This is a genomic window from Nonomuraea rosea (assembly GCF_039539705.1).
GTDB classification, from domain to species: Bacteria; Actinomycetota; Actinomycetes; order Streptosporangiales; family Streptosporangiaceae; genus Nonomuraea; species Nonomuraea rosea.
Genome location: NZ_BAABDQ010000001.1, coordinates 395,277 through 420,660, shown reverse-complemented (window position 1 = coordinate 420,660; position 25,384 = coordinate 395,277). Strand labels below are relative to the sequence as shown.

The window sequence follows — 25,384 nt, the reverse complement described above, 5'->3', positions numbered from 1 at the left end:
CACCATTCCGATGAACGGGCAGACTTTTTACCGTCCGGTGAGTTCGTAGACCGAGGACGTCGCGTTCCGGAAGCGCAACCGGGCGAATTTCCGCAACTCTGGATTTATCCCGGTGAACAGCCATTTGACGCCGTATTTCTGGCTGAGCAGCCGGACGCCTGCCGCCGAGGGCCTCCGGAACACCGCGTCGTTCTCCGCCAACCGGCCCGGATCCGCGAACGGCACCATGAGGTAGGGGATCGTGAACAGCTCGGCCCGCGACAGCGAGCTCTCGGCGTACGCCCAGCCCTCCACCAGCACCCGCCGCTCGGTGAATCCCGACACCCAGAAGTGCCTGCTGTCGCACTCCGGCCACGCGACAGGACGGCAGTGCAGGTCGGTGGCCACCACGTCGCCGGGCGACGAGTGCTCGCGCAACCACCGGCCCGCCTCCTGCGCACCCTGCGGGATCAGCAGCTCGCGCCCGCGCTCCTCGGGCGTCACGTGCCCGGCCACCTCGCGGGCGGACGTCGGCAGCGCGTACCCGCCGAGCAGCGCCACCACCGCCAGCACGTACCCGCGCCGCCACACCGTGACCGCCACCGCCACGAGCATCAGGTACGGCACCACGACCCGCAGCAGCGCCCCGCCGGACACCCCGGCGTGCGAGACCAGCACGGCCGCCGCCACCCCCAGCGCCACCATGCCGCCGGCCAGCCACAGCGGCACCCGCCGCGCGGCCAGCACCCCGCACACCGCCACGACCGACAGGTAGGGTCTGACCCCTTCGAGGAAGTAGAGCTGCGCGTCCGACGGATGCCCCAGCACGACGACCGCGCCGACCCCGGCCGCCCCGACGCCCAGCACCAGCAGCACGGGCGGCTCCAGCAGCCGCGCGCCCAGCCCGGCCACCCCGCCCCACACGCAGGCCAGGCAGAACAGGTGCACGGCGGTCAGCACCACCAGCGGCACCGGGGACGCGTCGGCCAGCGCCGGCATGTCCACTTCCGCCACCAGGCCCCAGAGCGTCCGCATCGTCGCGAACGGTGCGACCGCCGTCCCCTGCGCCCCTCTCCCGAACACCACGAACTGCGCGATCAGCAGGCACACCAGCGTGCCGGCGGCCGGGACCAGCCACTCGGCCCGCAGCCGCCGCTCCACCACCCCGCGCACGGCCACCACGACCAGCAACCCGGCCAGCAGCAACGGCAGGAACGTGGCCTTCGCCCCGGTCAGCGCCAGCAACAGCACACCCAGCACCACCAGGGCGGGCCGCCGCCACCGGCCGGTGAGCAGCAGCACCACGGGCACGAACAGCAACGCCCCGAACGTCTGCGTGGGGCTCGCCCAGGCGGTGAACATCGACCGCGTCGGAAAGACCACACCCTCCTGCAGCACCGGCCCGAACAGGAAGTACGTCACCCCGACCGCCGCGACCCCGCCGCCCCAGCGCCCGCTCAGCCGCCGCCCCAGCACGGCCACCAGCACGACCATCGCCGCCATCATCGGCAGCGTGGCCAGCCGGTAGACCAGCGTCACCGGCTCGATCCCGGTGGCCCAGCTCGTGGCGGCCATCTCGGCGTAGACGAACCAGTGGTAGGACAGCCGCTCGCCCAGCACGGACGGGACGGTGGGCGGCACGTGGTTCTTCACCTCGCCGACCAGGGCGAGGTGGTAGGGCATGTCCACGTACGCGCCGCCGATGGGGACGCGATAGAGGAAGAGCGTGCTCCACGCGATCAGGTAGGCGACCACTCCTGCGAGCGCCCAGGCACACCAGACCGGCATGCGCTCCCCGCCGCCCCCGCCACCGTCCCCGCCCCCGCCCTCGCCCTCGCCCCGCCAGTGCCGCCGCAGGCCCGGCACGCAGGCGAACGTGCCCAGCACGGCCACGGGCGGGACCAGCACGAGCAACGGCAGCCCGACGGCCCTGGCCGGAATGTAGGCCAGCACCTCGACCGCATACCCGACCGCCAGCCCAGCCGCCAGATCCCCGGCCCGCGACCGCCCATCACTGGACGGCCCGCCTTGCGAGGGCGCGCCCTGCGGCGACGCGCCCAGCGAGGGGGCCCCCAACGAGGGGGCACGCGAGGGCGGGCCTTGCGACGGCCCACCGCTGGATCGCCCGCTCCCGGTCAGCGCCCGCCACAGGAGCGTCCCCGGGAGCGCCACCCCGAGCACCACGTACGCCGCGAAGGCCGCCAGGTCACGGGCGGACACCCCGCACGACAGGAGCACGGCCACCGCACCGGCGCACACCAGCCCGGCAGGCACCCACCCAGAGCCGAACCGCCGCCCCGACGAGGTCGGCCGGCGGTCGAGCGCGCTCTCCGGCGGCGCCAGCGTCATCTGATCACCCGCCGGTCACCTGATCACAGTCACCAGTCGGGTGAACTCGCCCGGCAGGTCAACTCCGTCCCACACCCGGTGAAAGCTCAACGCGCTGCCCACCGGCACCATCCGATCGACTCCGCGCCCGGCCAGCCCCCTGGCCAGCTCCTCCAGCTCGTCCTGACCGAACCCGAAGTGCGTCATCGTCTGATCCCGCCGCTCGACCAGCGCCGCCAGCTCCGCCAGCGCACCGAGCCTGGCGTGCGCGAACGTCCCCGCCCCCAGCCACTGCCTCGGCGCGGCGGCCGCGGCGGCCAGCGTCACGTTGGCCAGCGCGTTGCCGCGGAACTCCACGCTCTCGGCCAGCCCGTCGGCGGCCAGCCCGTAGGTGGAGACGCGCTTCTCCACGGCCATCGCCGTGTCCACCCCCCAGCCGCGCACCGTGACGACCCGCGACACGTGGTCGCTGAAGTCCGCCCTGGCCGCGTCGCAGTCGCCCGCCGCCCCCACCCAGAACACGGTCCGCGGCGAGGAACAGGCGGCCTGGTCGAACCAGTAGGTGTCGTTGACGAACCCCTCCGCGACCGTGACCCGCGCCGCCCTGGGCGCGCACAGCCACGCCGCCGCGCGCACCACGGCGAACGAGGATCGGTCGGGAAAGACCAGGTCACGAGCGTGCGGGGCGAGCGCGTGCCGTCTGATCGCGTGTACGGTGCGATCGCCGCCCCAGATCACCCGCAGGTCGCAGGCGGCCGACAGCGCGGCCGTGATGGCGTCGGAGCGGTCGTAGGAGACGATCCGCTGCGTGGCGGCGACGACCGGATCGGCCTCGGCGAGCGACTCGTGCAGCGTCTCCACGATGACCTCGGCGACCGCGCCCGCGCGGGGCGAGAGGCGTACGACGTTGCGGTTGCCCATCAGGGCCGACAGGGCCCAGGAGTAGACGAAGACGGTGTCCACGTTCGCGGGCGGTACGTGGAAGATCAGGCCGCGCGGCACGCGGATGTGCTCGGTCCCGAGCGCTTCCACGGTCCTCGCCAGCTCGCTGGGCCGCAGGAAGAAGCCGAGCGAGCCCAGCTCGGGATGCCGCCGTGCCAGCGCGGGCCGCAACAGCCGCTTGCCGAAGGCCGACAGGAACGCGCGCACCCGCCCGTCCCCGACCGCGAGCTGCCCGCCTGGCCTGAGCTCACCCAGCAGCGCCTCGACGGGCACGACCCCGGCGGCGGGAAACCTGACCTCCAGCGCCGGCCCGCCGAACGCGGCGTCGTCATCCAGCACCTCGCCAAGCGCAGCGCCAGCGCCGGTGCCGACGCCGACGCCGACGCCAGTGCCAGTGCCAGTGCCCATGCCAGTGCCGGGGCCAACGTCAGCGCCGGCGTCGATGGCGGTGTCCGCGTCGTCCAGCATCAGCCCTGCCCAAAGGTGTCACTGCAGCCACGCGCCTCGGCCCTGGGCAGCCTGCCGAGCACCTCGAACCGCTTGCCCGGCCAGCACCCGTCGTCCACGCCGCGCACCACGCCCAGGTCCTCGGTCAGCAGCACATGCCCCGGGTAGGACGTCGGCAGCGTGCTGACCACCTCGATCAGCCCCGGCACGCCAGGCGGCGCCTCCTGCCAGGTCTCCGGATCGCGGATCACGACATTGGCGAAATCGGGGCAGTAAAGCCCATCCCCATCGGGTCCCTCCAGGAAGACGGTCCCGATCTGCTCGACCATCCCGTAGAAGTTGTGCACCCGGCTCAGCCCGCACTCGGCCGCCAGCCGCCGGCGGAACTCGGCGTTGTCCACCGCCTGCGCGGCCAGCTTCTTCCACCCGCCGGAGTGGATCAGCACCCCTTGCGACAGGTCAGCTCCCAGGTCACGCAGGTAGAGCCAGGCCATGAAGGTGAACCCGAAGATCAGGAAAGGCTCGCCTCCGTGGCGGGCCAGGAACCCCTTGACCGCCTCCGCGTCCACCCGCCCGTGCTCGTCGAGCACGAAGGTGTGGTCCCTGCCGAAGTTCATCATCCCGAGCACGCCCGCTCCGCGCGCGCTCAGGGTCGGGTCGCGTACGACGGATCGGCTGTCGACGACCAGCATCGGCAGCCGCCGCTCACCCAGCACCGCCTTGACCGTGGCCGCCAGCATGCGCGTCTGCGCCGCCGCCGCCTCGCGGTCGAGGTAGATCCGGCTCGGCTGCTGCCCGGTGGTCCCGCTGGAGGTCAGCACCCTGAACACGGCCGACTCCGGCACGCTGCGCAGCTCGTGCGTCTTGAACAGCCGCACCGGCAGCCAGGGCAGGTCCGCCACCCGCTCGTAGGGCGGCGCCGCGCCGATGGCGTCGAGGATCCGGCGGTACGGCGGGCACGTCTCACGATGCCGCGCGGTCAACGCCGCCAGCTCGGCCGCCAGCACCGCCTCCCGCTCGCCCTCGGCCAGCGTGAACACACTCATCCGCCCGCCCCCGCCACCCGACGACCAGCCTTCCTACGCTCCCTCGGCACCCGGAAACCAGCCCCCGCCACCCAACGACCAGCCTTCCTACGCTCCCTCGGCACCCGGAAACCAGCCCCCGCCACCCGGAAACCGGCCCCCAGCGCCCGCCGACCGACCATCATGTGCGTGACTCCAGTGCCCGGTAGTCGACCTTGCCCGTGGCCAGCAGCGGCAGCCGATCGACCCCGCGCACGTCGAACCCGCTCCAGTGCAGCCGCAGCTCGGCCCCCAGCCGCCGGGCCAGCCCGACGCATCCGGCGGCGTCCAGCCCCTCGGCCCACACCGTCACCCGGTCGTCCCCGCTCGTGGCCGCCACCGGCCCCGCGTCGCGCAGCAGGCGCTCGACGTCGTCGAGGTTGATCCGGACCCCGAAAATCTTGGCGATGCGCTTGAGCCGCCCCGTGAGGTGCAGGAACCCGTCGGCGTCGAGCCGCCCGAGGTCGCCCGTGCGGAGCACCCCGCCCAGGTCGTCACCCCTGGCCAGGTCGGCGGCCGTCTCGGCGTAGCCCATCATGACGTTGGGCCCGTGGTAGACGACCTCGCCCTCGTCGATGCTCAGCCGACCGCCCGGGATCGCCACCCCGGCCGAGCCGAGCTTGCCGGCGAGCCGGTCGGGCGGCAGGACCGCGATGCGGGCCGTGGCCTCGGTCTGGCCGTACATGACGAAGAACCGGTCGCACTGGCCGGCGAACTCCGCGACGAGCTCCGGGCTGAGCCGCCCGCCCGCCTGCGTGAGGGTGGTCAGCGCCGGGTGGTCGGCGCGGTCGAAGCGGAGCCTGCGCAGCATCTCGTACTGGTAGGGGACGGCGGCCAGCGACGTGCACCGGTGCGCGTCCAGATGCGTCCAGAACGAGCGCTCCAATAGCCCCGCCTCGGTCAGCATCACGCTCGCCCCGGCCACGAGATGACTGTTGAGCACCGAGAGGCCGTAGCTGTAGTGCAACGGCAGGCTGGTGGGCGCGATCTCGCCGGGCAGGATGGACAGCGCGGAGGCGATGGCGGCCGCATTGGCCAGCACGGCCTGGCGCGAGAGGCGGACGAGCTTGGGATTGCCGGTCGAGCCCGAGGTGGCCAGCAGGACGGCCAGGTCGGGATGCGGATCGGGAGCGTCGCGGCGCGCGGGCGGCGAACCGTCAGCCGCGTGCGTGAACCCCAGCAGCGCGGCCGGCCTGAACCGCCCCGCCAGGGCGGCCAGCGCCCCGGCGGACAGGTCGGGGTCGAGCAGCGCGATCGGCCGGCCCGACTGCCACGCGGCCAGATAGCGCAGCACCGAGGCGAGGTTGCTGCGCATGCCGCAGAACAGCGGCCCCGGCCGCAGCCTGGCCAGCGCGTCCGCGGTGCGGGTGACGCGATGGGCCAGCTCGTCGCCGCCGAGGCCCGCCGGTTCTCCTGCGACGACGAGCCGGGCTTCGGGGTGTGGGAACATCACCGCACCAGCCCGCCGTCCACACCGAGGACCTGGCCGGTGATGAAACACGCGTCGGACGACAGCAGGAACGCGGTGGCGCGGGCGACGTCGTCGGGCCTGCCGAGGCGGCCGAGCGGGGTCGCCGCGATCGTGTCCGCGCGGGCCTGGTCGTCGAGCGTGGCGAGCATGTCGGTCTGGATGTAGCCGGGGGCCACGGCGTTGACCCTGACCCCGGACGGGCCCAGCTCCTTGGCCGCGGCCAGGGCAAGGCCGATGACCGAGGCCTTGGTGGCGGAGTAGACGGCCTGCCCCGGGCCGCCCGTGCGGCCCATGATCGAGGAGATGAGCACCACCGCCGGGTCGGTGCCGCGGCGCAGCAACCGGAGCGAGGCCTGCAGCGTGTGCGTCGCGCCGATGGCGTTGACCTCGAACAGCCGGCCGATCGTGTCGTGGCGGACCATGCCGAGCAGGCCGGCCGCGTGGATGCCGGCGTTGATCACGAGGGCGTCGAGCCGGCCGTGCCGCTGGTAGATCTGCCGCATCATGGCCGAGACGAGCCCGGGGTCGCCGACGTCGCCGTGGACGGAGTCGGTCAGGCCGCCGGTCTCCGACGCGACCTCGGCGGCGGCCTTCGCGGCCCGCTCCTCGTCACGGCCGTGCAGCACGACGTCGTGGCCGGTCGCGGCCAGCCGGGCCGCGATGGCCCGGCCGATGCCCGACGTCGAGCCCGTGACCAGGGCGACCCTGACCTCAGCTGGCGGCAGCGCCGATGCCATGCTTCTCCAGCAGTTCGGCCGCCCTCGCGAACGAGCTCATGTCGATCATCTCGTCGGTGTCGATCATGACGGAGAACTCGTCCTCCATCGCGGCGACCAACGCCATGTGGGCCAGCGAGTCCCACTGCGAGATGGCACGGTATTCGAGGCCGTCGACGTCGGCGTCGGCCGGAAGGTTGAGCGCCACGCGGAAGACGGCCCGCAGGCGATCGAGATGACTCATGATCACTCACTCTCTGTCCTCAAGCCACGACGTAGTGTAGCGGGAATTGTGCGCGAGGAAAAACCAAGACCCCGTCCCGAGTAATGGAAGCGTATAACGGCGCGTGGCGCAGGTTGGGTGCTGGGAATGTCGGATGGGGCACGCCAACCGCTTCAGGGGGAATAATGGACGAATCCAATCATTGGTACGGGCACTCCCGCATACTCGGCAGCTACTGCGGCCTGCCGGACGAGGCCCCAAAGCGCATTCAAGGTTTCCTCCAGCATGGATGGAACTATCTCCATGGATTTCCGCCCAACGATCACTGGTGCAGCCCCGGATACCCCCGATTCATCTGGTCTGACGTGCTGCGACGCAGGGGCTGGTCGATGGGCCGCAGGGGCCACTACCTGATCGGAGCGCCCTGGATTTACCTCCTTTACCAGGAGCCCGACCTCGGCGTGGTCTCTGAGCGGAAGGGTACGATCTGGTATCCCTTTCACGGTTGGGAGAAACATTCCGTGAGCGGTGACCACGCGCGACTCGCCGACGAAATCCGAGATGTCGAGAATGAACCGGTCACAGTCTGCCTTTATTGGCTGGAATTCGCGAATCCGGACATTCGGCGTTCGTATGAATCGAGGGGATTTCGGGTCATCTGTCATGGCGAGCGCGGCTCCCGCTGGGAAGGGAAGGGCCGCGACTTCCTGCGCAAGCAGCTGGTCCAGCTGCGGCGCCACCGCAGGGTCGCCTCCAACCGGCTCGGCAGCGCGCTGTTCTACGGCGCCTCGGTCGGATGCGAGGTGGCCGTGTACGGCGACCCGATGCAGTTCGAGGACGAGCGCCCCGAATACGGGGGCACGGCGCGCCGGATGCGGCTGTGGCCAGAGCTGCACGGCACGAGCGTCGATCCCGGGCTGGCGGCGGAGGTGGCGCGGCGCGAGCTGGGATTCGAGTATCAGGCGACACCGGAGGAGCTACGGCGAATGTTCGGATGGAAGCGGCTGCGCGAGGAGACGGCGCACGCGCTGCCGTGCGTGCCGCGCGGAGTGAGGTCATGAGCACGCGCATGAACGAGGCGCCAGAGAACGTCCGGCTGATCGGCGGCGAGATGCTGCTGTGGTCCGACATGTCCAACATGGCCGGCGTCACGGACTGGCGTGGCGCGGCGCTGGAGCTGGTCAGGCGGATGATCCCGCCGAACGGCCGGGTGCTCCTGGTCGGCCCGCATCCGCAGCTCCTGGTGGACGACGTGGTCGCGCGGGCCCAGGCGACGGCCGTGCTGCTGCGCTCCTACCCCGACGCCTGCGCGCTCGGCGACCGGCACCCGGAGCTGGAGGTCTTCTGCGGGCGGCTGGAGGTGTTCGACGCCGACGAGCCGTACGACCTGGTGCTGGCCCTCGACGGGCTGCTGCGCACGCATTCCGCCGAGGCGCCCGCCGCCGCCTGGAGCGAGTCGCTCGGCGCGCTGACCGGGCTGCTCGCACCGGGCGGCAGGCTCGTCCTCGGCGTCCGCAACGACCTGGGCGTCGACCGGTTCATGGAGGCCAGGCCGGCCGACAGGGAGGGCGCCGACGACCAGTGGGCGCCGCACGGCTTCGACCCGAGCTACCCCGGCGGGCCGGGGGCGCTCGACAGCGGTCTGGAGACCGCGGGGCTGAGCCTCCTGCGCTGCTACGCGGCCTATCCCTCCCGGCAGGCGCCGCGTGCGCTGCTCGCCCGCGAGGCGCTGGCCTTCGACCTGCCCGAGGCGCTCACGTTCCCGCTGAGCGCCAAGGGCGGCGACCGGATGCTGGTGGCCGACCCGCTGCGGCTGACGAGGCTGGTGTTCCGGCACCGGCTGGGGGAGGAGCTGGCCCCGCTGTGGCTGGCCGTGGCCACCCGGCCGGGCGGCGCGGGCGAGTCGGCCGAGCTGCCGCTCGGCCTCATCGAGGAGGGCTCGGCGCTGCACGAGCTCACCCGGTCGGGCACCAGGAGGCTGCCCGACGGCGAGGAGCGGCCGGTCCCGGCGGGCCGGGTGGTCGAGGAGATCCTGGTCGAGGCGTGCGCCCGCGAGGACGTACGAGCCGTGCGCGAGCTGCTCGCCGCGCTGGCCGCCTGGGTGGAGGAGAGCGGCGACGCCTGGTCGGCGACCGACGGCCTGGTCTACGACGGCGAGCGGTTCGCGGCGATCGGCCCTGGCCGGATCCCGTCCAGGACGCCGGAGCCGAGGGTGGTGCTCTGCCGGATCCTGTGGCGGTTCGCGGTCAGGTTGCTGGCGGCGGGTCATCACCACCCGTGGCCGTGGCCGCTGGAGGCCGACCAGCTCACGCTGACGTTGTGCGGCATGGCCGGGCGCCCCTGCGGCCCCGGCGACCTCGACCTGGCCCGCAAGCTGGATGCCGAGCTGGGCCAGCCCGCGGAGCTGGCCGAGCAGGCGCCGACGTTCCGCGACCTGCTCGGCGCCCGCGACCGCCTGGCCGACCAGCTCACCTCGGCGCTGGCCAGGATCTCGCGCCTGGAGACCAAGCTCTCCTACCGCGAACGCGAGCTGGTCAGGGCCAAGGCCAAGCTGCGCAGGACCCAGCGCAAGGCCACCGCCTACCGCAGGACGCTGGGCTACCGCCTCTCCCGACGTCTGGCCCGCCCCCGCAAGGTCGCCCGCCGAGTCATACGCCTGCTGTCCGGCTGACGAAACCATGAGGAGTGCATGTTGCCGGTTCTTTCGGTGATCGTCCCGTTCTACAACGTCGAGAAGTACATCGGACCCTGCCTGGACTCCATCGCCGCCCAGACCCTGGGCGACCTGGAGGTCATCTGCGTCGATGACGGCAGCGGCGACGGCGGCCCCGCCGTGGTCGCGGCCAGGCAGGCGGAGGACCCCAGGATCAGCCTGGTCAGCCAGGACAACAAGGGGGTGGGGCACGCCCGCAACGTGGGCGTGCGCCAGGCGCGGGGCCGCTACCTGGCCTTCGTGGACGGGGACGACACCGTGCCCCCCGACGCGTTCAAGCGCCTGGTGTCCTCGCTGGAGTCCACGGGCTCCGACCTGGCGTGCGGCAACGTCATGCGCCTCTACCGCAACCTGCTCATCCCGTCGTGGGCGCACCGGGAGGCGTTCGCCAAGCCCATCAAACGCACTCACATCACCCGCCACCCGCTGCTGATCCGCGACCGCATGCTGTGGAACAAGGTCTACCGCCGCTCCTTCTGGGAGTACCTCGGGCTGAGCTTCCCCGAGCGGATGTACGAGGACCAGCCCGTCGCCATGGCCGCCCACGTCGGTGCGACGTCCGTGGACGTGCTGGCCAGGATCGTCTACCACTGGCGGCAACGCGACGAGCCGGGCTCCTCGATCACCCAGCGCCGGCTGGAGCCCGGCAACCTGCGTGACCGCCTGCTGTCGGTGCTGGCGACCGCCGACCTGCTCAGCAGAGCGGCGCCGGCGCTCAGGCGCGACTTCGACCGCGACACGCTCGACATCGACATGGGCGTGGCGGTGGAGGCCGTGGCCGCGATGACGGCCGCGGGCGCCGCGCCGGGCGGCGATCTGCTCGACCTGATCGTCCGCTACCTCGACGGCGTGTCGCGCGAGGCGTGGCAGAGCATCCCGTTCGCGCACCGCCTCCAGGTCCACCTGCTGCACCAGCGGCGGCTGGATGAGCTGGCCGACGTCCACGAGCAGGCCGGCGCCGGGCAGCTGCAGCCCCGGGTCGGCTCGGCCGGGTTCCTGCGCAAGCGCTGGTACGGCCGGCACCCGTCGATGCCGGAACGCCTGTCGGAGGTCTCCGGCGAGCTGGGCCTGGCCGCCAGGCTGGTGAGCCTCGACTGGCGCGACGGCGTGCTCAGCGGGGTGGGCCGGGTGGCGGTGGGCAGGTTCGACGTCGGCGGGCTGCGCCGCGTGCGCGTACGCGTGTGGATGGAGGAGCGCAGGACCGGCGAGAGCGTGCTGCTCTCCGAGCAGGACACCGCGCCGACCTGGGAGAACGTCGAGCAGGAGGATGGGTCACGGCTGCCCGAGCACGCGTTCCCGTTCAGGTTCGCCTTCGATCCCGCGGCGCTGTCGGCCGCGCAGCTCGGCAGGCGCGGTCACTGGGACCTGTGCCTCCAGCTCAGGAGCCAGGGGCTGCGGCTCGACGGGCGGGTGGCCGGGCCGCGCTGGCTGCCGCCGCTGATGCCCGCGCCGCGCCGCAGATCGGGCGTGTGGCTGGTGCCGGTGCGCACGGCCAAGGGCGCCTGGGGCGTACGGCTGCGCAAGGCCCAGGCCACCATCGGCGAGTGCCGGGTGGACGGCGGCGACCTGGTGTTCTCCGGTGAGATCGCCGACGTCGGCGACGGTGATCCGGTGCTGAGGCTGCGGCGCAGGAGCGACGGCGAGGAGATGTACTTCCCGGTGGCGCTGTCGGGCCAGGACTTCCACGCCCGGGTGCCGCTGGCCGACATCGACGAGAGCGTCGGGCACGAGTCGTGGTGGGAGGTCGTCATCGACCAGGGCAGGCCCATCAGACCGCTGGTGCGGACCAAGGCGCGGCCGGTCGCGACCGTCGCGGACCGGCGCTTCCTCATCGACAGGGGCGAGGACGGCTGCCTGCTGCTGGCCGAGCGCTGAGCGGGCGGCCGGTCAGGCCAGGATGCCCGCGAGGGTCTCCACGACCCGGTCCTGCTGCGCGTCGGTCAGGCCGGGGAACAACGGCAGCGACAGCTCCTCGGCGTAGTAGGCCTCGGCCCGCGGGCAGAGGCCACGCCGGTAGCCGAGATCCTCGAACACCGGATGCCAGTACGCGGGGACGTAGTTGACCTGCACCCCGATGCCAGCGGCCCGCATGCGTTCGTAGACCTCGCGCCTGCGCCCGTCGCGGACCCTGACCGGATAGAGATGCCAGCTCGGCGTGACGTACGCGCGCTGTGCCGGGAGCCCGAGCCCCGGCACGTCGCGCAGCAGCAGGTTGTAGCGCGTGACCAGCTCGGTCCTGCGCTCGCGGAAGCCCGCCAGCCGCCCGAGCTGGCTGAGGCCGAGCGCGCAGAGCACGTCGGGCAGCCGGTAGTTGAGCCCGAACTCGTGCACCTCCTGGTGCCACCCGCCCTCGCCGGGATGCCGCTGCTCGGCGGGCTCCCTGACCAGTCCGTGGTTCCTGAAGCGGGCGGCCCGCGCGAACCGCTCAGGATCGGCCGCCGCCACCGCGCCGCCCTCCGCCGTCGTCACGGTCTTGGTCGGGAAGAACGAGAACGTCGTCAGGTCCGCCAGCGCCCCCACCGGCCGGTCCTTGTACGCCGAGCCGATCGAGTGGGCCGCGTCGCCCACCAGCACCGCGCCGGCCCGGTCGGCGACCGTGCGCAGCTCGTCGTAGTCGGCCGGATGGCCCGCGTAGTCCACCGCCGTGACCGCCCGCGTCCGCGAGGTGACGAGCGCCGCTGCGGCGTCCGGGTCGAGGTTGCCGGTGTCGTCCTGCACGTCGGCGAAGAGCACCCGCGCGCCGAGCAGCGCCGCCGTGGCGGCCGTGGCCACGAACGTCAGCGGCGACGTGACCACCTCGTCGCCCGCCCCCACCCCGGCCGCCACGTACGCGACGTGCAGCGCGGCCGTGCCCGACGTGACCGACACGCACGGCACGCCGCCCGTCCACCGGGCCAGCTCGGCCTCGAACCGGCCGACCGCGGGCCCGGTGGTGAGCCAGTCGCCGCGCAGCACCTCGGCGACGGCCTCGACGTCGGACTCGGCGATGGACTGCCGTCCGTAGGGGAGCATCAGGCGGTCACCATGCCGCGCAGGTCGTCCACGGAGAGCCACTGCTCGTTGGAGTCGGAGCGGTAGGAGAAGCCCTCCGGCAGCAGCTCGCCGGTCTGCGGCGGCGTGTAGCCCCAGGTCGCGATCGTCGGCTGGACCACGTAGCGGTCGTCCAGGCGCAGCGTCCTGCGGCCGTCGTCGGGCCCGATCATCTCCTCGTGCAGCTTCTCGCCCGGCCTGATGCCGATCTCGTAGACGGGGCTGTCCGGCGCGAGCGCCTCGGCCAGGTCGGTGATCCGCATGCTGGGGATGCGCGGCACGTACAGCTCGCCGCCCTGCATCAGCTCGAAGGAGTCGACCACGAACCTGACCGCCTGGTCGAGCGTGATCCAGAACCTGGTCATGCGCTTGTCCGTGATCGGCAGGCTGCCGCCCTGCTCGGCCAGCCGCAGGAAGAACGGCACCACCGAGCCCCTGCTGCCCACGACGTTGCCGTAGCGGACCACGGAGAAGCGGGTGTCGTGCGCGGCGGCGTAGTGGTTGGCCGACACGAACAGCTTGTCGGCGACGAGCTTCGTGGCGCCGTACAGGTTGATCGGGCTGGAGGCCTTGTCGGTGGACAGCGCGACCACCTTGCGCACGCCGCAGTCGATGGCGGCCTCCACGACGTTCTGGGATCCGGCGACGTTGGTGCGGACGTACTCGAACGGGTTGTACTCGGCCGTGTCCACCTGCTTGAGCGCGGCGGCGTGGACGACGTGGTCGACGCCGTGCATGGCGCGGGTCAGGCGGTCGCGGTCCCGGACGTCGCCGATGAACCAGCGCAGGCGCTCGTCGTCGTCGAAGAGCTGCTTGAGCTCGTACTGCTTGAGCTCGTCGCGGGAGAAGACCACCAGGCGCCGGACGCCGAGCGAGTCGAGTGCGTGGCGGATGAAAGCCTTGCCGAAGGACCCCGTGCCCCCGGTGATCAGAATGGACGATCCACTGAGAATGCTCATGTGGCCCCCTGAAATCGCGCTGTGGTCGTTCAAGCAGCCGGTAGCATAGCGCGATCGTTCAACCACGCACTGTCACATAGGGGAATGGGGCTTCGGTGCGTATTGTCGGAATTATTCAGGCTCGCATGGGTTCGACGCGGCTGCCGGGGAAGGTGCTGCGCGAGCTGGGGGGCCGATCCGTCCTGGGATGGGTGATCCGCGCCGTACGCGAGGCGGAGGTGCTCGACGATCTCGTGGTGGCGACCACGACGCTGGCCGAGGACGACGCGGTCGTGGCGGAGTGCCGCAGGCTCGGCGTGGCCTGCCACCGGGGGCCGGTGGACGACGTGCTGACCCGGTTCGTCCAGGCGCTGGCGGGGCGGCAGGGGGAGGCCGTGATGAGGTTCACGGCCGACTGCCCGCTGCTCGATCCCGCCGTGATCAGGGAGGCGGCGCTGGTCTTCAGGGCCGTGCCGGGGCTCGGCTACCTGAGCACGAGCCTGGCGCGCACGCTGCCGCGCGGGGCCGACGTGGAGATCGTGAGCGGGGCCGCGCTGGAGCGGGCCGACCGCGAGGCGGTCGCGCACCACCGGACCCACGTGACCTCCTACGTCTACACGGAGCCCGGGGACACGCGGCTGCTCGGGCTGGCCTACCAGCCGGCCGCCGACGACCTGCGCGTCACGCTCGACACCGAGGACGACTGGCGGCTCATCTCCCGGGTGGTCGCGGAGCTGGGCGACCGCTGCGTGCCGGTCGGGACGCTCGTGAGCTGGCTGCGGGCCAGGCCGGAGGTGTGCGGGCTCAACGCCCACGTGCGGCAGAAGGCCTTGCAGGACGCGTGAGCGCGAACGACGCGGCCGTCCGGATCGGCGTGCGCTGCGACGCCGGGGTTCGTGGCGGGGCCGGTCATCTGGTGCGCTGCGTGGCGCTGGCCGAGGAGCTGCGCGCCCGTGGCGCCGAGGTGGTCTTCCTGGGCGAGGTGTCCGGCTCGCCGTGGGCGTCGGCGCAGCTGCGCGATCGCGGGCTGCCGCTGTCGGCCGCTCCCTCGGCCCCGGTACGCCTGGCCGCGCTGGCCTGCGAGCTGCGCCTGGACGCCGTGGTGCTGGACTCCTACGACCTGCCCCCTGGCACGGGGGCCGCGCTCAGGAAGGCGGGGCTGCCGGTGCTGGCCGTCATCGACGGCGACCCGCTGGGCCAGGAGGCCGACCTCTACCTCGACCAGAACCTCGGAGCCGAACGCCGCCCCTTCGACCCGCCCGCGCCGGCGGCCACGCGGCTGGCGGGGGCACGCTACGCGCTGCTGCGTGACAGCGTGCGGCGGCGCGGGCGGGAGCCGCGACGGGAGCCGGTGCCGCGCGTGCTGTGCTTCTTCGGCGGCACCGACAGCGCCGGTGTCGCCCCCGCGTGGGCCGGGGCGCTGGTGGCGACCGGGCGGCCGTTCGAGGCCACGGTCGTGAGCCCGGCGCCGTTCGCGGCGGACGGCCCGATCACCGTGATCCCGCCCACGGACCGGCTGCCCGAGCTCATGGCCGGAGCCGACCTCGTGGTCACGGCGGCCGGCTCGGCCATCTGGGAGCTGCTCTACCTCGGCGTGCCCACGGCACTGAGCTGGGTGGCGGACAACCAGCTCATCGGCTACGAGGAGCTCGTGGGCAGGGGCGCGGCGGCCGGGCTCGGGCGGGCCCCGGATGCGGCGGCCGTCGGCGTGCTCGCCCGGCTGCTCGCCGACCCCGCCGCCCGCGAGGAGCACGGCAGGCGGGGCGGCGGCCTGGTGGACGGGCGGGGCAGGGAACGCGTCGCCGACGCCCTGCTGCGAGCCTGCCGCTAGATCAGATCCCAGGTGAGCGGGGTGCCGAACGGCACGTCCCTGGCGAAGGCGCGGCCCATCACCTCGCGTACGGCCTCGGGCGGCAGCCCGCCCGCGGGCCGGATCGAGCGGACGTTCTCCGCCGTCACCCGCTCGCCCGCGCGCACGTCCCGCACCACGTACAGCGACCGGCGGAAGCGCAGGCCCTCCCGCTCCGAAGGACGCGGGCCGATCACCGCGCTCCCCAGCGACTCCCAGGCCCGCTCGCTCTCCGTCACCAGCGCCGCCAGCTCGGCCGGCTCCAGCGAGAAGGCCGCGTCCACCCCGCCCTCGTCGCGCGACAGGGTGACGTGCTTCTCGATCAGGCAGGCCCCCAGCGCGACCCCGGCCAGCGCGGCCCCCAGCCCCGGCGTGTGGTCGGAGAGCCCCACGACCTCCCCGGTGAGCGCGGCCAGCAGCGGCAGCGCCCGCAGGTTGCTCTCGGAGGGCGCGGCCGGGTAGGAGGCCGTGCAGGAGAGCACGGCGAGTTGCGTGCACCCGGCCTCGCGGGCGGCGTTCACGGCGGCGTGGATCTCCCCGACCGAGGCCATCCCCGTCGAGATGATCACCGGCTTGCCCGTGGCCGCCGCGAGCCTGATCAGCGGCAGGTCCACGATCTCCGAAGAAGCGATCTTGTACGCCGGCACGCCGAGCTTCTCCAGCAGCTCGACCGCGGTGGGGTCGAAGGGCGCGGAGAAGGCGGCCAGCCCGTGCGCCCGCGCCCGCTCGAAGATCGGCTCGTGCCACTCCCACGGCGTGTGGGCGCGCTCGAAGAGCTGGTAGAGGTTCTCGCCGCCCCACAGACTGTGATCGTCGCCCAGGCGGAACGCGGGCCCGTCGAAGTCGATGGTCAGCGTGTCGGGCCGGTAGGTCTGCAGCTTCAGCGCGTGCGCGCCGGCGGCGGCCACCGCGTCCACGATGGCCAGCGCCCGATCCAGGCTCCCGTTGTGGTTGCCGGACAGCTCGGCCACGACGTACGGCGGATGCCCGGCCCCGATCGGCCGCCCCGCGATGGAGATCATGCTTCTTCCTTCCTGTTGAGCTGGATGACCACGACGTCGCGCGGAACGCCGTCCACGATCCGCTGGTAGACGCCGATCTCCTCGAACCCGAACCGCCTGTGCAGCCGCCTGACCGGCTCGTTGCCGGCCAGCACCTCCCCGCGCAGCACGCTCAGCCCGAGCGGCCCGAAGGCGTGCTCGATGGCCGCCCGCTCCAGGCCGATCCAGGCCCGCAGGAGCGCCCCCGAGCGCTCCAGCCCGTCGAGGTCCAGGTAGAACCCCCAGCGGGCGGTCCCGGACGGCAGGCCGGCGTAGGTCACCACGCCGGCCGCGGCCCCCTCGTGGTCGTAGATCAGCACGAGCTTGCCCGCGTCGGAGCGGGCGGTGGCCCACCAGCGGGCGTGCTCGTCCTCGCCGATCTCGTGCGTCTCGAAGCTGGCGGCGCGCACGCGCGGGTGGTTACGCCAGCGGAGCATAACCGGCAGATCATCGTCCTGGACGTCTCTCAGCACCGCTCCCCCTACTATTCGTGCTCGATCCATTGCACAACGTAGCGGATTACGCGTCCGGTAAAGAGCTCATCAGGGACGGGTATGGGACCGGGAATCCGTCTGGCCGGCGAGGCATGCTGCCCTCGATCCCCATCCCGAGCCAAGGAGCAATCGGCATGATCCCCCTGCTCAGTGTCGTGGTCCCCGTCTACAACGTGGAGCCGTACATCACCGAGTGCCTGAAATCGCTCGCAGCGCAGACTCTGGACGACATCGAGGTCATCCTCGTGGACGACGGCTCCGCCGACGGCAGCAGACGGGTGGCCGAGGATTTCGCCGCCCGGGACAGCCGTTTCGTGCTGATCGACCAGTCCAACATGGGGCCAGGTCCCGCGCGCAACGAGGGAATCCGGCAGGCCCGCGGCACCTACCTGGCCTTCGCGGACAGCGACGACGTCGTGCCGCCCGAGGCGTACGAGGTGCTCGTCGCGAAGCTCGCCGAGACCGGGTCGGACCTCGCGTGCGGTGCGGTGGGGCGGCTCGTGGAAGGCGTGCTGGAGGAGTCGACGCTGCACGAGAAGGCGTTCAGGCGGCCGGAGCTGTGCACCCACATCACCGACAAGCAGGTGCTCGTCAGGGACCGCACGGTGTGGAACAAGGTCTACCGGCGCGACTTCTGGGAGCGCCACGGCCTGGAGTTCCCCGCGGGCATCTACGAGGACGTGCCCGTCGCCATGCAGGCGCACGTCCTGGCCACCAGCGTGGACATGGTCGGCGACGTGGTCTACCACTGGCGCAAGCGCGAGTCGGGGGAGACCTCGATCACGCAGCGCCGGGCCGAGCTGCCCAACCTCTACGAGCGGCTGGCGGCCATCCGCTCGGTCCGGGCGTTCCTCGACGAGCGGGCGCCCGAGCTGCTCGACGGGTTCGACGCGCTGGTGCTGGAGAAGGACATCCTGTTCCTGTTCCAGGCGCTGGAGGCCGGTGCGGAGAGCGGGCCGCTGCTGAAGCTGGCCGACGCCTGGCTGGCCGAGCTGGGCGCGAACGTGCTGGCCACCGCGCCGTCGCTGCGCCGCCTGGAGCTGCACCTGGTCAGGCGCGGCCTGATCGCGGAGCTGCGCAGGGTGCGCGACTTCCGGCGGGCCCACGCGGACGGCACCCGCATCGTGCCGCGCGGGCTGCGCACCACCAACTGGTACGGCGACTACCCCTTCTTCCGCGACCGCCGGCTGCGGATCCCGGACGAGGTGTTCGACGCCCGCGAGGAGCTCAAACTCGTCGCCAGGGTCGAGGCGTGCGAGTGGACCGGCGCCGAGTTCCGCCTGCGCGGGCAGGTCGCCATGCACCGCGTGGACCGCAAGGTCGGCAAGGTCGGGCTGTGGCTCAGCGACGGCCGCCGCCGGGTGCCGCTGGAGGTCCGGCGCTCGGGCCGCTACGGCGTGGCCGCGGCCATCGACCCCGCGCGGCTGGCGGGCGGCGGGCCGAGCTGGCGGCTCCAAGTGCGCGCCGAGACCCGCGGCCTGGTGCTCAAGGGGTGGTGCAGGGACGGTGACGCGAACTCCGCGTGGCGGTTTTCCGTGCCGGGTTGGTCAAGAACCGGCATGGACATCACCCAGTAGTTCCAGACAGTAATCGCTCGGGCGCGATCGGTGTTCATGCTGGGATCCATGAGGACCTATTCGCTCGATGACGTCTACGAGACACGCAAGCGGAGAGACTCCTGGTGGACCGTGTATTTCGTGGACCCGGTCGCCTGCCGGGTCGCCCTTCCCGTCGCCAACCACACCCGGCTGACGCCCAATGGGCTTACCGTGCTCTCGCTGGTCCTCGGCACGGTGTCAGCCGCCTGTTTCGCAATGAACCAGCTCGTAGCGGGCGCTCTGGTCTTCTATCTGAGCTTCATGATCGACTGCGTGGACGGCAAAATCGCCCGGCTCAAGGGCACGGGGACGCCCTTCGGCCTGTGGCTGGACTACGTGGGGGACCGGATCAGGGTGGTCCTGTGTGCCGGGGGGCTGGCATACGGGCAGTACGCCCTGACCGGAGATGTGATCTATGTCGTTCTCGGCGCGGCGGTGGCCGTCCTGGACCTGTTCAGGTACGTCAACGCGCCGCAGATGAAGCGGGTGCGCGAGGCCGTCAGGGAGGAGTGCGGGCTCCCGGAGCCCGACGACGACCGTGGGGACCGGCTGCCGCGGGGGCGCAGCTTTCCCAAGCGGCTCAACAGGTTCCTGGCCAGGCGCCGGGTCCGCTCGCACCTGATCAGCGGCATCGAGTTTCACGCGGCGGTGTTCGTGATCGCGCCCATCGCGGGGGCGTGGGCGCTGATCCCGCTCGCCGTGCTGTCGGGAGTGCTGCTGCTCACCAACGAAGTCTTCCTTGTCTACCGGATGTGGCTCTTCACGCGCAGGCACAGCGTGGCCTCCACCCAGGAGAGCAGAGAGCACGTTCTCGTCTAATTTTTCGGGGGTTAGTACGAAATGTCAGACCGGCCAGTCTTCGTCATCGGATGCCCGCGGTCCGGCACCACGATGCTCCAGCTCATGCTCCACTCGCATCCGCGCATGGCGGTGCCGCCGGAGACGCGCTTCCTCGTTCCCGCTTATTACCGGCGTCGCACGTGGGGCGACCTCCGGGTCGCCGCCCGCCGCCGCGCCCTGGCGCAGTGGATCGCGACCGACCGCAGCACGAAGTTCCGCGAGCTCAAGATCGACAAGGACGAGTTCATCGCGCAGGCCGTGGACGGCCCGGGCTCGCTGGGCTCGGTGATCGGCACGGCCTTCCGGATGTACGCCGACCGGTTCGACAAGGCCCGCTGGGGGGACAAGCGGCCGAGCTACGTCAAGCAGGTGGACCTGCTGCTCAGGCTCTTCCCCGACGCCCAGTTCATCCACCTCATCAGGGACGGCCGCGACTGCGTGGCCTCGCTGAAGGAGATGCCCTGGTACACGCTGGACTCCTTCCACGCCGTCTCCACCTGGGCCGAGGCCATCGACGCGGGCGGCCGGCTCAAGCGGACGCTGGCCGCGGACACCTACTACGAGCTGCGCTACGAGGACCTCACCGACGACCCGATGACGGAGCTGAAGAAGCTCTGCCACTTCCTGGACGAGGAGTTCTCGCCGTCGATGATCTCCCCGCGGGAGGCGGCCAGCGTGGCGGTGCCGCAGCACAAGATCTGGCACAGCAACACGCACCAGGAGGTCACCCGTGCCCGCGTGGGCAGCTGGGCGAACCGGCTGGACGACTGGGAGATCGCGCTGTGCGAGCACATGCTCGGCGACCGCCTGGAGTCCATGGGGTACGAGCTGAGCGGCGCGCCCAAGCCGGCCAAGGAGCACGTGACGGCCGCCCAGAAGACCATGCAGAAGCGCAAGGCCAGCCGCATGCGCAAGGCGATGCGCGACCGGCTGAACCGGCTGCGCGAGCCGAGCCCCGTGGCCGCCATGCTGACCACGGGCCAGCGGACGATGGCGGGCGTGCCGCACCAGCGCGCCGAGCTCACCGAACCCGCCGTCTGAGACCTGAGGCTCAGCGCTCGATGTGGGCGAACATCGACTCCCACCGGTCGAGCACGTGGTCGAGGCGGAAGCCCTCGGCCCGTGCGCGGGCGTCGGCGCCGAGGCGCCGCCGCTCCTCCGGGGAGTCGATGAGCCCGGCCAGCCCGGCCGCGAACGCGTCCACGTCGCCGGGCGGCACCAGCAGCGGCCCGGCGGACCGCACGCCGCCCGACACGTCGAACGCCACCGACGGCACGCCGTGCGCGGCCGACTCCAGCAGCACGATGGGCAGGCCCTCGTGCTCGCTGGTCAGGCCCAGGATGGAGGCGCCGAGGTATTCGGCGGGCATCCGCGCGGCCGGCACCAGCCCTCTGAAGACCACCCGGTCGCCGACGCCCTCCGCGGCGGCGTGCGCGCGCAGCCGCTCGCGCTCGGCGCCGTCGCCGATCAGGTGCAGCTCCCACGGCGGCGGCGCGCCGGAGCGGGCGAACGCGCTGATCAGCCGGTCGAAGCGCTTGACTCCCTCCAGCCGGCCCACGCCGAGCACCCGGGGCGCGGTCAGCGCGGACATCTCCTCAGGCCAGGTGGCCAGCGGGTTCGGCAGCGTCCAGGTGTTGGGCAGCAGCGCGTGCTCGGCGAACAGCCACGCGTCGTCCCCGCTGAGGAAGACGGCCTGGTCGAGCGCGGGGTAGTGACGCCTGATCGAGCCGAGGTGCCAGCAGTCGCGGGCGTGGCCGTACGAGCCGTGGTACTGGCCGATCGGCCGGAGCCCGGCGGGCAGCAGCCCCGACATCCGGGTCACCACCGACGGCGAGGTCATGACCGCGTAGCCCGGCGGGATCGTCGCGAGCAGCTCCTTCAGCCGCCGGTCGGCCCGCCGTTGCGCCAGCAGGCCGGGCGACCCGACCACGTGATGGTGGTAGAGCGGCCGGTCCACGTACGTGAACGGCGTGGCGGCCCGGCGCAGGCCCACGACGTGCACCTCGTGCCCGCGCTGCGCCAGCCCCTGGGCGAGGGTGTGGGTGACCTGCTGGATGCCGCCGAGCGTGTCGGCGTCCATGCAGGCGAAGACGACGCTCATCGGGCCCCCTCGAAGAAGTCGTCCACGATCCGCGCCGCCGCGTCGCCGTGCTCGTCGGCGCACCACAGCTCGCGGAAGGCCGCGTACCGCTCGGCGAAGGCCGCGTGCACGGCGGGCAGGTCGCGCAGCGCGGCGACCAGCTCGGGGGTCGTCGAGACGCACGGCCCCGGCGCGATGGCCGGCAGGTCGTGGTAGACGCCGCGCTCCGACAGCCGGTAGTCGTCCCAGTCGTCGATGAAGAACAGCATGGGCTTGCCGGTGAGCGCGTAGTCGCACATCACCGAGGAGTAGTCCGTCAGGAGCGCGTCCGAGGCCAGCATCAGGTCGTTGATCTCGGGATAGGACCCGGCCGAGCGCACGAAGTGCTTCAGGTGCTCGGGCGGGCGGTAGCGCTCGACCGGATGCGTCCGCAGGATGAGCACCCATTCGCCGGCCAGCTCCTCGGCCAGCAGCTCCAGGTCCGCCCTGATCGACTTGCCGCTGCCCTTGACCCGGTCACGGTAGGTGGGCGCGTAGAGCAGGATCTTCCTGCCGGGCGGGATCTCCAGCCGCTCGATCACCTCGTCCCTGGCGGGCTCGGCCCTGACCAGGGCGTCGCATCGGGGGGTGCCGCAGCGGTAGACCTTGCCCGCGTACCCGTTGGAGGGCAGGAACACCCGCGAGAACTCCGCGCTCGGCGAGACCAGCGCGTCCCACCTGGCCACCGCGGCGCGCCACTGCGCCCGGGGCTTGTCGAAGTCCCCGCGCAGGTCGGGAGCGTCGAACCCGATCGACTTGATGCCCTGACCGTGCCACGTCTGCAGGTAGCGGGTGCCCGCGGGCTTCGGATAGTCCAGCGGGAACCCGTGGCTGTCGACCCAGATCCCGGCGCGGGCCATCGTCCAGATGTAGCGCCAGCTGCCCCGGCGGACCAGGCGCGCGTCGGCCGGGAAGTTCTTGCGGCCCTTGGCCACCGACCAGACCACGTCGATCCGCAGCGAGCGCCGCCGCAGCTCCTCGTAGATGGCCCGCGGGCTGCCGCTGTAACCCTTGCCGACGTCGGACTCGAACAGCGCGAGGTCCCGCCGCCTGGGCACGACCTTGATCAGCACCTTGTAGGCCCGCAGCTTGTTCCGCGGCGTGTTGAAGCGCTTCATCAGCCGCCGCTTGACCCGCCGCCACACCGACTGCGGGATGGAGTCGGGGCGTACGCACAGGTAGGCGGTGTAGCCCTCGGCCGTCAGCGTGCAGCGCGTCAGCTCGATCGGCTTGGTGTGCGGATCGATGATCAGCCGGTCGGTCGTCGTGTGCCCGTCGGAGGTCCTGGTGAAGCCGATGCGCGGGTCGCACCTGCCCTTGGGGGTGAAGACGATCTCGCTGACGTACCCGCCCGCGCCGGACGGCTCGGGGCGTATCGGGATCCGTTCCCTGCCGAGCTGCAGGAACGCCGTCCACTCCGCGGGCAGCGCCCCGAACGGGTCGTAGGTCCGCACGGTCATCCGCACCCGGTCGCCGTCCGCGGAGATCGCCGCCACCTCGTGCCGCAGCCTGGAGGCCGTGAAGGGCAGCTCCGCCAGCCGCAGCCGGGTGATGTCCATGCCGGGCTCCGCCGAGGTGCCCCAGTACGTACGCCCGCCCACCTGTACGGCCGCCCGCGGCGCGGCCCGCGGCCCGGTCAGCGAGCCCGTCGCCGTCCGCAGGTCCTCGGCCCGGTCATCGAGGATGAGCCGGCAGCAGACCCGGTCCAGCGGGTCGATCTCCGCCATCACCTCGGCCGGGATCTCCTCCAGGTACGGGCGCACCAGCGCGGCGAACTCCTTGACCCACACCAGGTCCCTGGCCGGCAGCGGATTGAGATAGACCCGCAGGTCCTGGCGCAGGAACCGGCGCTGCCTGTGGGGCACCAGGTCCGCGGCCCCGTAGCCGCGCAGGATGTCGTCGCTGAGCCGGGCCGCGATGACCCGCTGCCGCACGTTGTCCAGGTCGTTGATGCTGAGCGAGATCGAGTCGTTCGTCTCCGCCCGGTGCCAGTGGTAGACCACCCACGGCACGATCGCGAACCTGCGCGACACGGCGTACAGCTCGGTCGCGAAGACGTGGTCCTCGTAGTGGATGTCCTCGGGGAAGCGCAGCACGTGGTCGCGCAGCCAGGCCACGTTGTAGAGCTTGTTCGTGCTGAAGGAGTCGAGGAACAGCTCGGGCTCCTCCCTGATGCCCGCCACCACCCGCCGCCTGGCGAACAACGAGGGATAGTACGGCCGCAGCCGCCCGCTCGACTCGAACAGCCGCGAGATCTGCCCCGACACGAAGTCGGCCCCGGTCCGCTCGATCTCGGCGAGCAGGCTCTTGCACGCGTGCCTGGGCAGCTCGTCGTCGCTGTCCAGGAACATGACGTAGGGGGAGCGGGCGGCGTCGATGCCGTCGTTCCGCGGCGCGCCGCAGCCGCCGCTGTTGACCGGCCTGCGCAGGTAGCGCACCCGCGGATCGCGCTCCGCGAGCCCGGCCGCCACCTCGGGCGTGTCGTCCGTGCTCGCGTCGTCCGCGATGATCACCTCGACGTCGCGCAGCGACTGACGCAGCACGGAGCCGACGGCCCTGGGCAGGCGGGCCGCGTCGTTGTACGAGATCACGACCACGGTGCAGTCCGGCATGCCAAAGTCCCCCCGCTGGTCCAATCACCTGCGGGAATGGCACTTCCCCGAGCTGCGGCGAAGTGTCCGGACTTGAATGAGTATTTGCCCAAAAACAGCGTATAAGCCGACAAATCGCCCAGTACGTGACCTGCGAGGTCAGCGCGTGAGCTTGCGGGTCAGCCAGACTCAGCGCGTGAGCCTGCGGATCAGCCGGACTCAGCGCGTGAGCCTGCGGGTCAGCCAGACTCAGCGCGTGAGCCTGCGGATCAGCCAGACGATGAGCACGAGCGCCGCGATCGCGCCCGCGATGGGCGCCAGCCGCTTCAGCAACGGCTGCCCGGCGATCTCCAGCAGGTCGAGCGCCTCCTCGTCGGGCGTGCGCGAGGTCCGCAACGTGCCGGCCGGCCGCGCGTCCTGCTCGGGCGTGGGCACCGCGCTCAGATGCCGCTCATCCTGGCCGGGCGTGCCCTGGGCGGCGGCCGGATCCAGCGGCGGCGCGGTCTGCTCGACTGTGGGCTCGGAGAGCAGGTCGGCGAGGTTGCTCGCGAACCGCTCGATGAGCTTCCCGCCGACCTCGGCCATCACGCCGCGCCCGAACTGCGCGGGCCGCCCGGTCACGTTGAACGTGGTCTCGACGATCACCGTCGTGGCGTTCTCGCCGCTCGGCGTCATCCGCGCCTTCACGGTGGCGGAGGCCGTGCCCGAGCCCCTGGCCTCCCTGCCCGACGCCTGGATGGCGAGCGAGTAGGAGTCCTTGTCCACGTCCTCGAACTTGGCCGAGCCCTTGTAGGTCACCACGATCGGGCCGACCTTGACCTTCATCCTGCCGGTGAACTCGTCGCCCTCGAAGATGTCCAGCGTCGCCCCTGGCAGGCACGGCGCCACCCGCTCGACGTCGAGCAGCACGGCCCAGGCCTGCTCGACCGGAACAAGAACAGTGAACTCGTGCTCGAACCGCATCGCCATCGATCCGCTCCTTCTCCCGGTGGTTGCGAGACT

21 protein-coding genes are annotated in these 25,384 nt (G+C 72.0%); 8 read left to right on the top strand and 13 right to left on the bottom strand.

Annotation, left to right across the window (positions count from 1 at the left end; genetic code table 11):
- Nucleotides 1–27: 27 nt before the first annotated feature.
- The 6 genes from ABEA43_RS01935 to ABEA43_RS01910 all read right to left on the bottom strand — a co-directional run bounded on the left by ABEA43_RS01935 (nt 28) and on the right by ABEA43_RS01910 (nt 7,191).
- Nucleotides 28–2,328: a hypothetical protein gene (locus ABEA43_RS01935; protein WP_345557973.1), complete on the bottom strand. Its 2,301-nt coding sequence runs from the start codon at nt 2,326–2,328 to the stop codon at nt 28–30.
- Between the two features lie 15 nt (nt 2,329–2,343).
- Nucleotides 2,344–3,588 carry an acyl-CoA reductase gene (locus ABEA43_RS01930; protein ID WP_345557971.1) on the bottom strand — a complete coding sequence of 415 codons (1,245 nt, stop codon included), beginning with the start codon at nt 3,586–3,588 and terminating at the stop codon, nt 2,344–2,346.
- A gap of 128 nt (nt 3,589–3,716) precedes the next feature.
- Complete coding sequence (locus ABEA43_RS01925) at nt 3,717–4,742, bottom strand: LuxE/PaaK family acyltransferase (protein ID WP_345557969.1); 1,026 nt, start codon at nt 4,740–4,742, stop codon at nt 3,717–3,719.
- A gap of 160 nt (nt 4,743–4,902) precedes the next feature.
- Entirely contained in the window at nt 4,903–6,210 is a 1,308-nt protein-coding gene (locus tag ABEA43_RS01920; protein ID WP_345557967.1) for an AMP-binding protein, read from the bottom strand.
- Nucleotides 6,210–6,968 (bottom strand): SDR family NAD(P)-dependent oxidoreductase, encoded by a 759-nt coding sequence (locus ABEA43_RS01915; RefSeq protein WP_345557965.1) that lies wholly within the window; start codon nt 6,966–6,968, stop codon nt 6,210–6,212. The genes ABEA43_RS01920 and ABEA43_RS01915 overlap by 1 nt, the downstream gene beginning before the upstream one ends.
- Nucleotides 6,943–7,191 carry an acyl carrier protein gene (locus tag ABEA43_RS01910; protein WP_345557964.1) on the bottom strand — a complete coding sequence of 83 codons (249 nt, stop codon included), beginning with the start codon at nt 7,189–7,191 and terminating at the stop codon, nt 6,943–6,945. Before ABEA43_RS01910 ends, ABEA43_RS01915 begins: the two co-directional genes overlap by 26 nt.
- A gap of 164 nt (nt 7,192–7,355) precedes the next feature.
- Here ABEA43_RS01910 and ABEA43_RS01905 point away from each other — a divergent pair, with 164 nt between their 5' ends.
- Genes ABEA43_RS01905 through ABEA43_RS01895 form a run of 3 tightly spaced genes read left to right on the top strand, consistent with a single transcriptional unit; the run spans nt 7,356 to nt 11,758 of the window.
- The gene (locus ABEA43_RS01905; protein ID WP_345557962.1) at nt 7,356–8,231 is read left to right on the top strand and encodes a hypothetical protein; all 876 of its coding nucleotides are present in this window, start codon (nt 7,356–7,358) and stop codon (nt 8,229–8,231) included.
- Nucleotides 8,228–9,841, top strand: coding sequence for a class I SAM-dependent methyltransferase (locus ABEA43_RS01900; protein ID WP_345557960.1), 1,614 nt, complete (start codon nt 8,228–8,230; stop codon nt 9,839–9,841). The genes ABEA43_RS01905 and ABEA43_RS01900 overlap by 4 nt, the downstream gene beginning before the upstream one ends.
- Nucleotides 9,842–9,859: 18 nt before the next feature.
- Nucleotides 9,860–11,758 (top strand): glycosyltransferase family 2 protein, encoded by a 1,899-nt coding sequence (locus ABEA43_RS01895; protein WP_345557958.1) that lies wholly within the window; start codon nt 9,860–9,862, stop codon nt 11,756–11,758.
- A gap of 12 nt (nt 11,759–11,770) precedes the next feature.
- Here the strand turns inward: ABEA43_RS01895 and ABEA43_RS01890 are convergent, their stop codons facing one another.
- On the bottom strand, nt 11,771–12,895 hold the full coding sequence (locus tag ABEA43_RS01890) for a DegT/DnrJ/EryC1/StrS family aminotransferase (protein WP_345557956.1): 1,125 nt from the start codon (nt 12,893–12,895) through the stop codon (nt 11,771–11,773).
- Entirely contained in the window at nt 12,895–13,872 is a 978-nt protein-coding gene (pseB, locus tag ABEA43_RS01885) for a UDP-N-acetylglucosamine 4,6-dehydratase (inverting) (RefSeq protein WP_345557954.1), read from the bottom strand. Before pseB ends, ABEA43_RS01890 begins: the two co-directional genes overlap by 1 nt.
- 95 nt (nt 13,873–13,967) lie before the next feature.
- On the opposite strand from pseB, the gene ABEA43_RS01880 reads away from it, so the two are divergent.
- Together ABEA43_RS01880 and ABEA43_RS01875 are read left to right on the top strand one after the other, a co-directional pair.
- Nucleotides 13,968–14,696 carry a cytidylyltransferase domain-containing protein gene (locus tag ABEA43_RS01880; protein WP_345557952.1) on the top strand — a complete coding sequence of 243 codons (729 nt, stop codon included), beginning with the start codon at nt 13,968–13,970 and terminating at the stop codon, nt 14,694–14,696.
- Entirely contained in the window at nt 14,693–15,682 is a 990-nt protein-coding gene (locus tag ABEA43_RS01875) for a PseG/SpsG family protein (RefSeq protein WP_345557950.1), read from the top strand. The genes ABEA43_RS01880 and ABEA43_RS01875 overlap by 4 nt, the downstream gene beginning before the upstream one ends.
- Here ABEA43_RS01875 and pseI read toward each other — a convergent pair.
- Both pseI and ABEA43_RS01865 read right to left on the bottom strand, forming a co-directional pair.
- Entirely contained in the window at nt 15,679–16,722 is a 1,044-nt protein-coding gene (pseI, locus tag ABEA43_RS01870) for a pseudaminic acid synthase (RefSeq protein WP_345557949.1), read from the bottom strand. The two genes, ABEA43_RS01875 and pseI, sit on opposite strands and share 4 nt — an antisense overlap.
- Complete coding sequence (locus ABEA43_RS01865) at nt 16,719–17,243, bottom strand: GNAT family N-acetyltransferase (RefSeq protein ID WP_345557947.1); 525 nt, start codon at nt 17,241–17,243, stop codon at nt 16,719–16,721. The genes pseI and ABEA43_RS01865 overlap by 4 nt, the downstream gene beginning before the upstream one ends.
- A gap of 125 nt (nt 17,244–17,368) precedes the next feature.
- Here ABEA43_RS01865 and ABEA43_RS01860 point away from each other — a divergent pair, with 125 nt between their 5' ends.
- Genes ABEA43_RS01860 through ABEA43_RS01850 form a run of 3 tightly spaced genes read left to right on the top strand, consistent with a single transcriptional unit; the run spans nt 17,369 to nt 20,713 of the window.
- A complete protein-coding gene (locus tag ABEA43_RS01860; RefSeq protein ID WP_345557945.1) occupies nt 17,369–18,811 on the top strand; it encodes a glycosyltransferase family 2 protein in 1,443 nt (480 codons plus the stop codon).
- A gap of 48 nt (nt 18,812–18,859) precedes the next feature.
- Nucleotides 18,860–19,651 (top strand): CDP-alcohol phosphatidyltransferase family protein, encoded by a 792-nt coding sequence (locus tag ABEA43_RS01855; RefSeq protein ID WP_345557943.1) that lies wholly within the window; start codon nt 18,860–18,862, stop codon nt 19,649–19,651.
- Nucleotides 19,652–19,672: 21 nt separating this feature from the next.
- Complete coding sequence (locus ABEA43_RS01850) at nt 19,673–20,713, top strand: sulfotransferase family protein (RefSeq protein ID WP_345557941.1); 1,041 nt, start codon at nt 19,673–19,675, stop codon at nt 20,711–20,713.
- Nucleotides 20,714–20,723: 10 nt separating this feature from the next.
- On the opposite strand, the gene ABEA43_RS01845 is transcribed toward ABEA43_RS01850, so the two are convergent.
- The 3 genes from ABEA43_RS01845 to ABEA43_RS01835 form a co-directional block, all read right to left on the bottom strand.
- Nucleotides 20,724–21,773 (bottom strand): glycosyltransferase, encoded by a 1,050-nt coding sequence (locus tag ABEA43_RS01845; protein ID WP_345557939.1) that lies wholly within the window; start codon nt 21,771–21,773, stop codon nt 20,724–20,726.
- Nucleotides 21,770–24,403: a bifunctional glycosyltransferase/CDP-glycerol:glycerophosphate glycerophosphotransferase gene (locus ABEA43_RS01840; RefSeq protein WP_345557937.1), complete on the bottom strand. Its 2,634-nt coding sequence runs from the start codon at nt 24,401–24,403 to the stop codon at nt 21,770–21,772. The genes ABEA43_RS01845 and ABEA43_RS01840 overlap by 4 nt, the downstream gene beginning before the upstream one ends.
- A gap of 228 nt (nt 24,404–24,631) precedes the next feature.
- Nucleotides 24,632–25,351 (bottom strand): SRPBCC family protein, encoded by a 720-nt coding sequence (locus ABEA43_RS01835; protein ID WP_345557936.1) that lies wholly within the window; start codon nt 25,349–25,351, stop codon nt 24,632–24,634.
- Between the last annotated feature and the right edge of the window lie 33 nt (nt 25,352–25,384).

What these genes read in the sequence shown, in the direction of transcription:
- ABEA43_RS01935 (WP_345557973.1), bottom strand. Translation starts at nt 2,328, where the DNA reads ATGACGCTGGCGCCGCCGGAGAGCGCGCTCGACCGCCGGCCGACCTCG.
- ABEA43_RS01925 (WP_345557969.1), bottom strand. Translation starts at nt 4,742, where the DNA reads ATGAGTGTGTTCACGCTGGCCGAGGGCGAGCGGGAGGCGGTGCTGGCG.
- ABEA43_RS01920 (WP_345557967.1), bottom strand. Translation starts at nt 6,210, where the DNA reads ATGTTCCCACACCCCGAAGCCCGGCTCGTCGTCGCAGGAGAACCGGCG.
- ABEA43_RS01915 (WP_345557965.1), bottom strand. Translation starts at nt 6,968, where the DNA reads ATGGCATCGGCGCTGCCGCCAGCTGAGGTCAGGGTCGCCCTGGTCACG.
- ABEA43_RS01910 (WP_345557964.1), bottom strand. Translation starts at nt 7,191, where the DNA reads ATGAGTCATCTCGATCGCCTGCGGGCCGTCTTCCGCGTGGCGCTCAAC.
- ABEA43_RS01905 (WP_345557962.1), top strand. Translation starts at nt 7,356, where the DNA reads ATGGACGAATCCAATCATTGGTACGGGCACTCCCGCATACTCGGCAGC.
- ABEA43_RS01900 (WP_345557960.1), top strand. Translation starts at nt 8,228, where the DNA reads ATGAGCACGCGCATGAACGAGGCGCCAGAGAACGTCCGGCTGATCGGC.
- ABEA43_RS01895 (WP_345557958.1), top strand. Translation starts at nt 9,860, where the DNA reads ATGTTGCCGGTTCTTTCGGTGATCGTCCCGTTCTACAACGTCGAGAAG.
- ABEA43_RS01890 (WP_345557956.1), bottom strand. Translation starts at nt 12,895, where the DNA reads ATGCTCCCCTACGGACGGCAGTCCATCGCCGAGTCCGACGTCGAGGCC.
- pseB (WP_345557954.1), bottom strand. Translation starts at nt 13,872, where the DNA reads ATGAGCATTCTCAGTGGATCGTCCATTCTGATCACCGGGGGCACGGGG.
- pseI (WP_345557949.1), bottom strand. Translation starts at nt 16,722, where the DNA reads ATGATCTCCATCGCGGGGCGGCCGATCGGGGCCGGGCATCCGCCGTAC.
- ABEA43_RS01865 (WP_345557947.1), bottom strand. Translation starts at nt 17,243, where the DNA reads ATGGATCGAGCACGAATAGTAGGGGGAGCGGTGCTGAGAGACGTCCAG.
- ABEA43_RS01860 (WP_345557945.1), top strand. Translation starts at nt 17,369, where the DNA reads ATGATCCCCCTGCTCAGTGTCGTGGTCCCCGTCTACAACGTGGAGCCG.
- ABEA43_RS01855 (WP_345557943.1), top strand. Translation starts at nt 18,860, where the DNA reads ATGAGGACCTATTCGCTCGATGACGTCTACGAGACACGCAAGCGGAGA.
- ABEA43_RS01850 (WP_345557941.1), top strand. Translation starts at nt 19,673, where the DNA reads ATGTCAGACCGGCCAGTCTTCGTCATCGGATGCCCGCGGTCCGGCACC.
- ABEA43_RS01845 (WP_345557939.1), bottom strand. Translation starts at nt 21,773, where the DNA reads ATGAGCGTCGTCTTCGCCTGCATGGACGCCGACACGCTCGGCGGCATC.
- ABEA43_RS01840 (WP_345557937.1), bottom strand. Translation starts at nt 24,403, where the DNA reads ATGCCGGACTGCACCGTGGTCGTGATCTCGTACAACGACGCGGCCCGC.
- ABEA43_RS01835 (WP_345557936.1), bottom strand. Translation starts at nt 25,351, where the DNA reads ATGGCGATGCGGTTCGAGCACGAGTTCACTGTTCTTGTTCCGGTCGAG.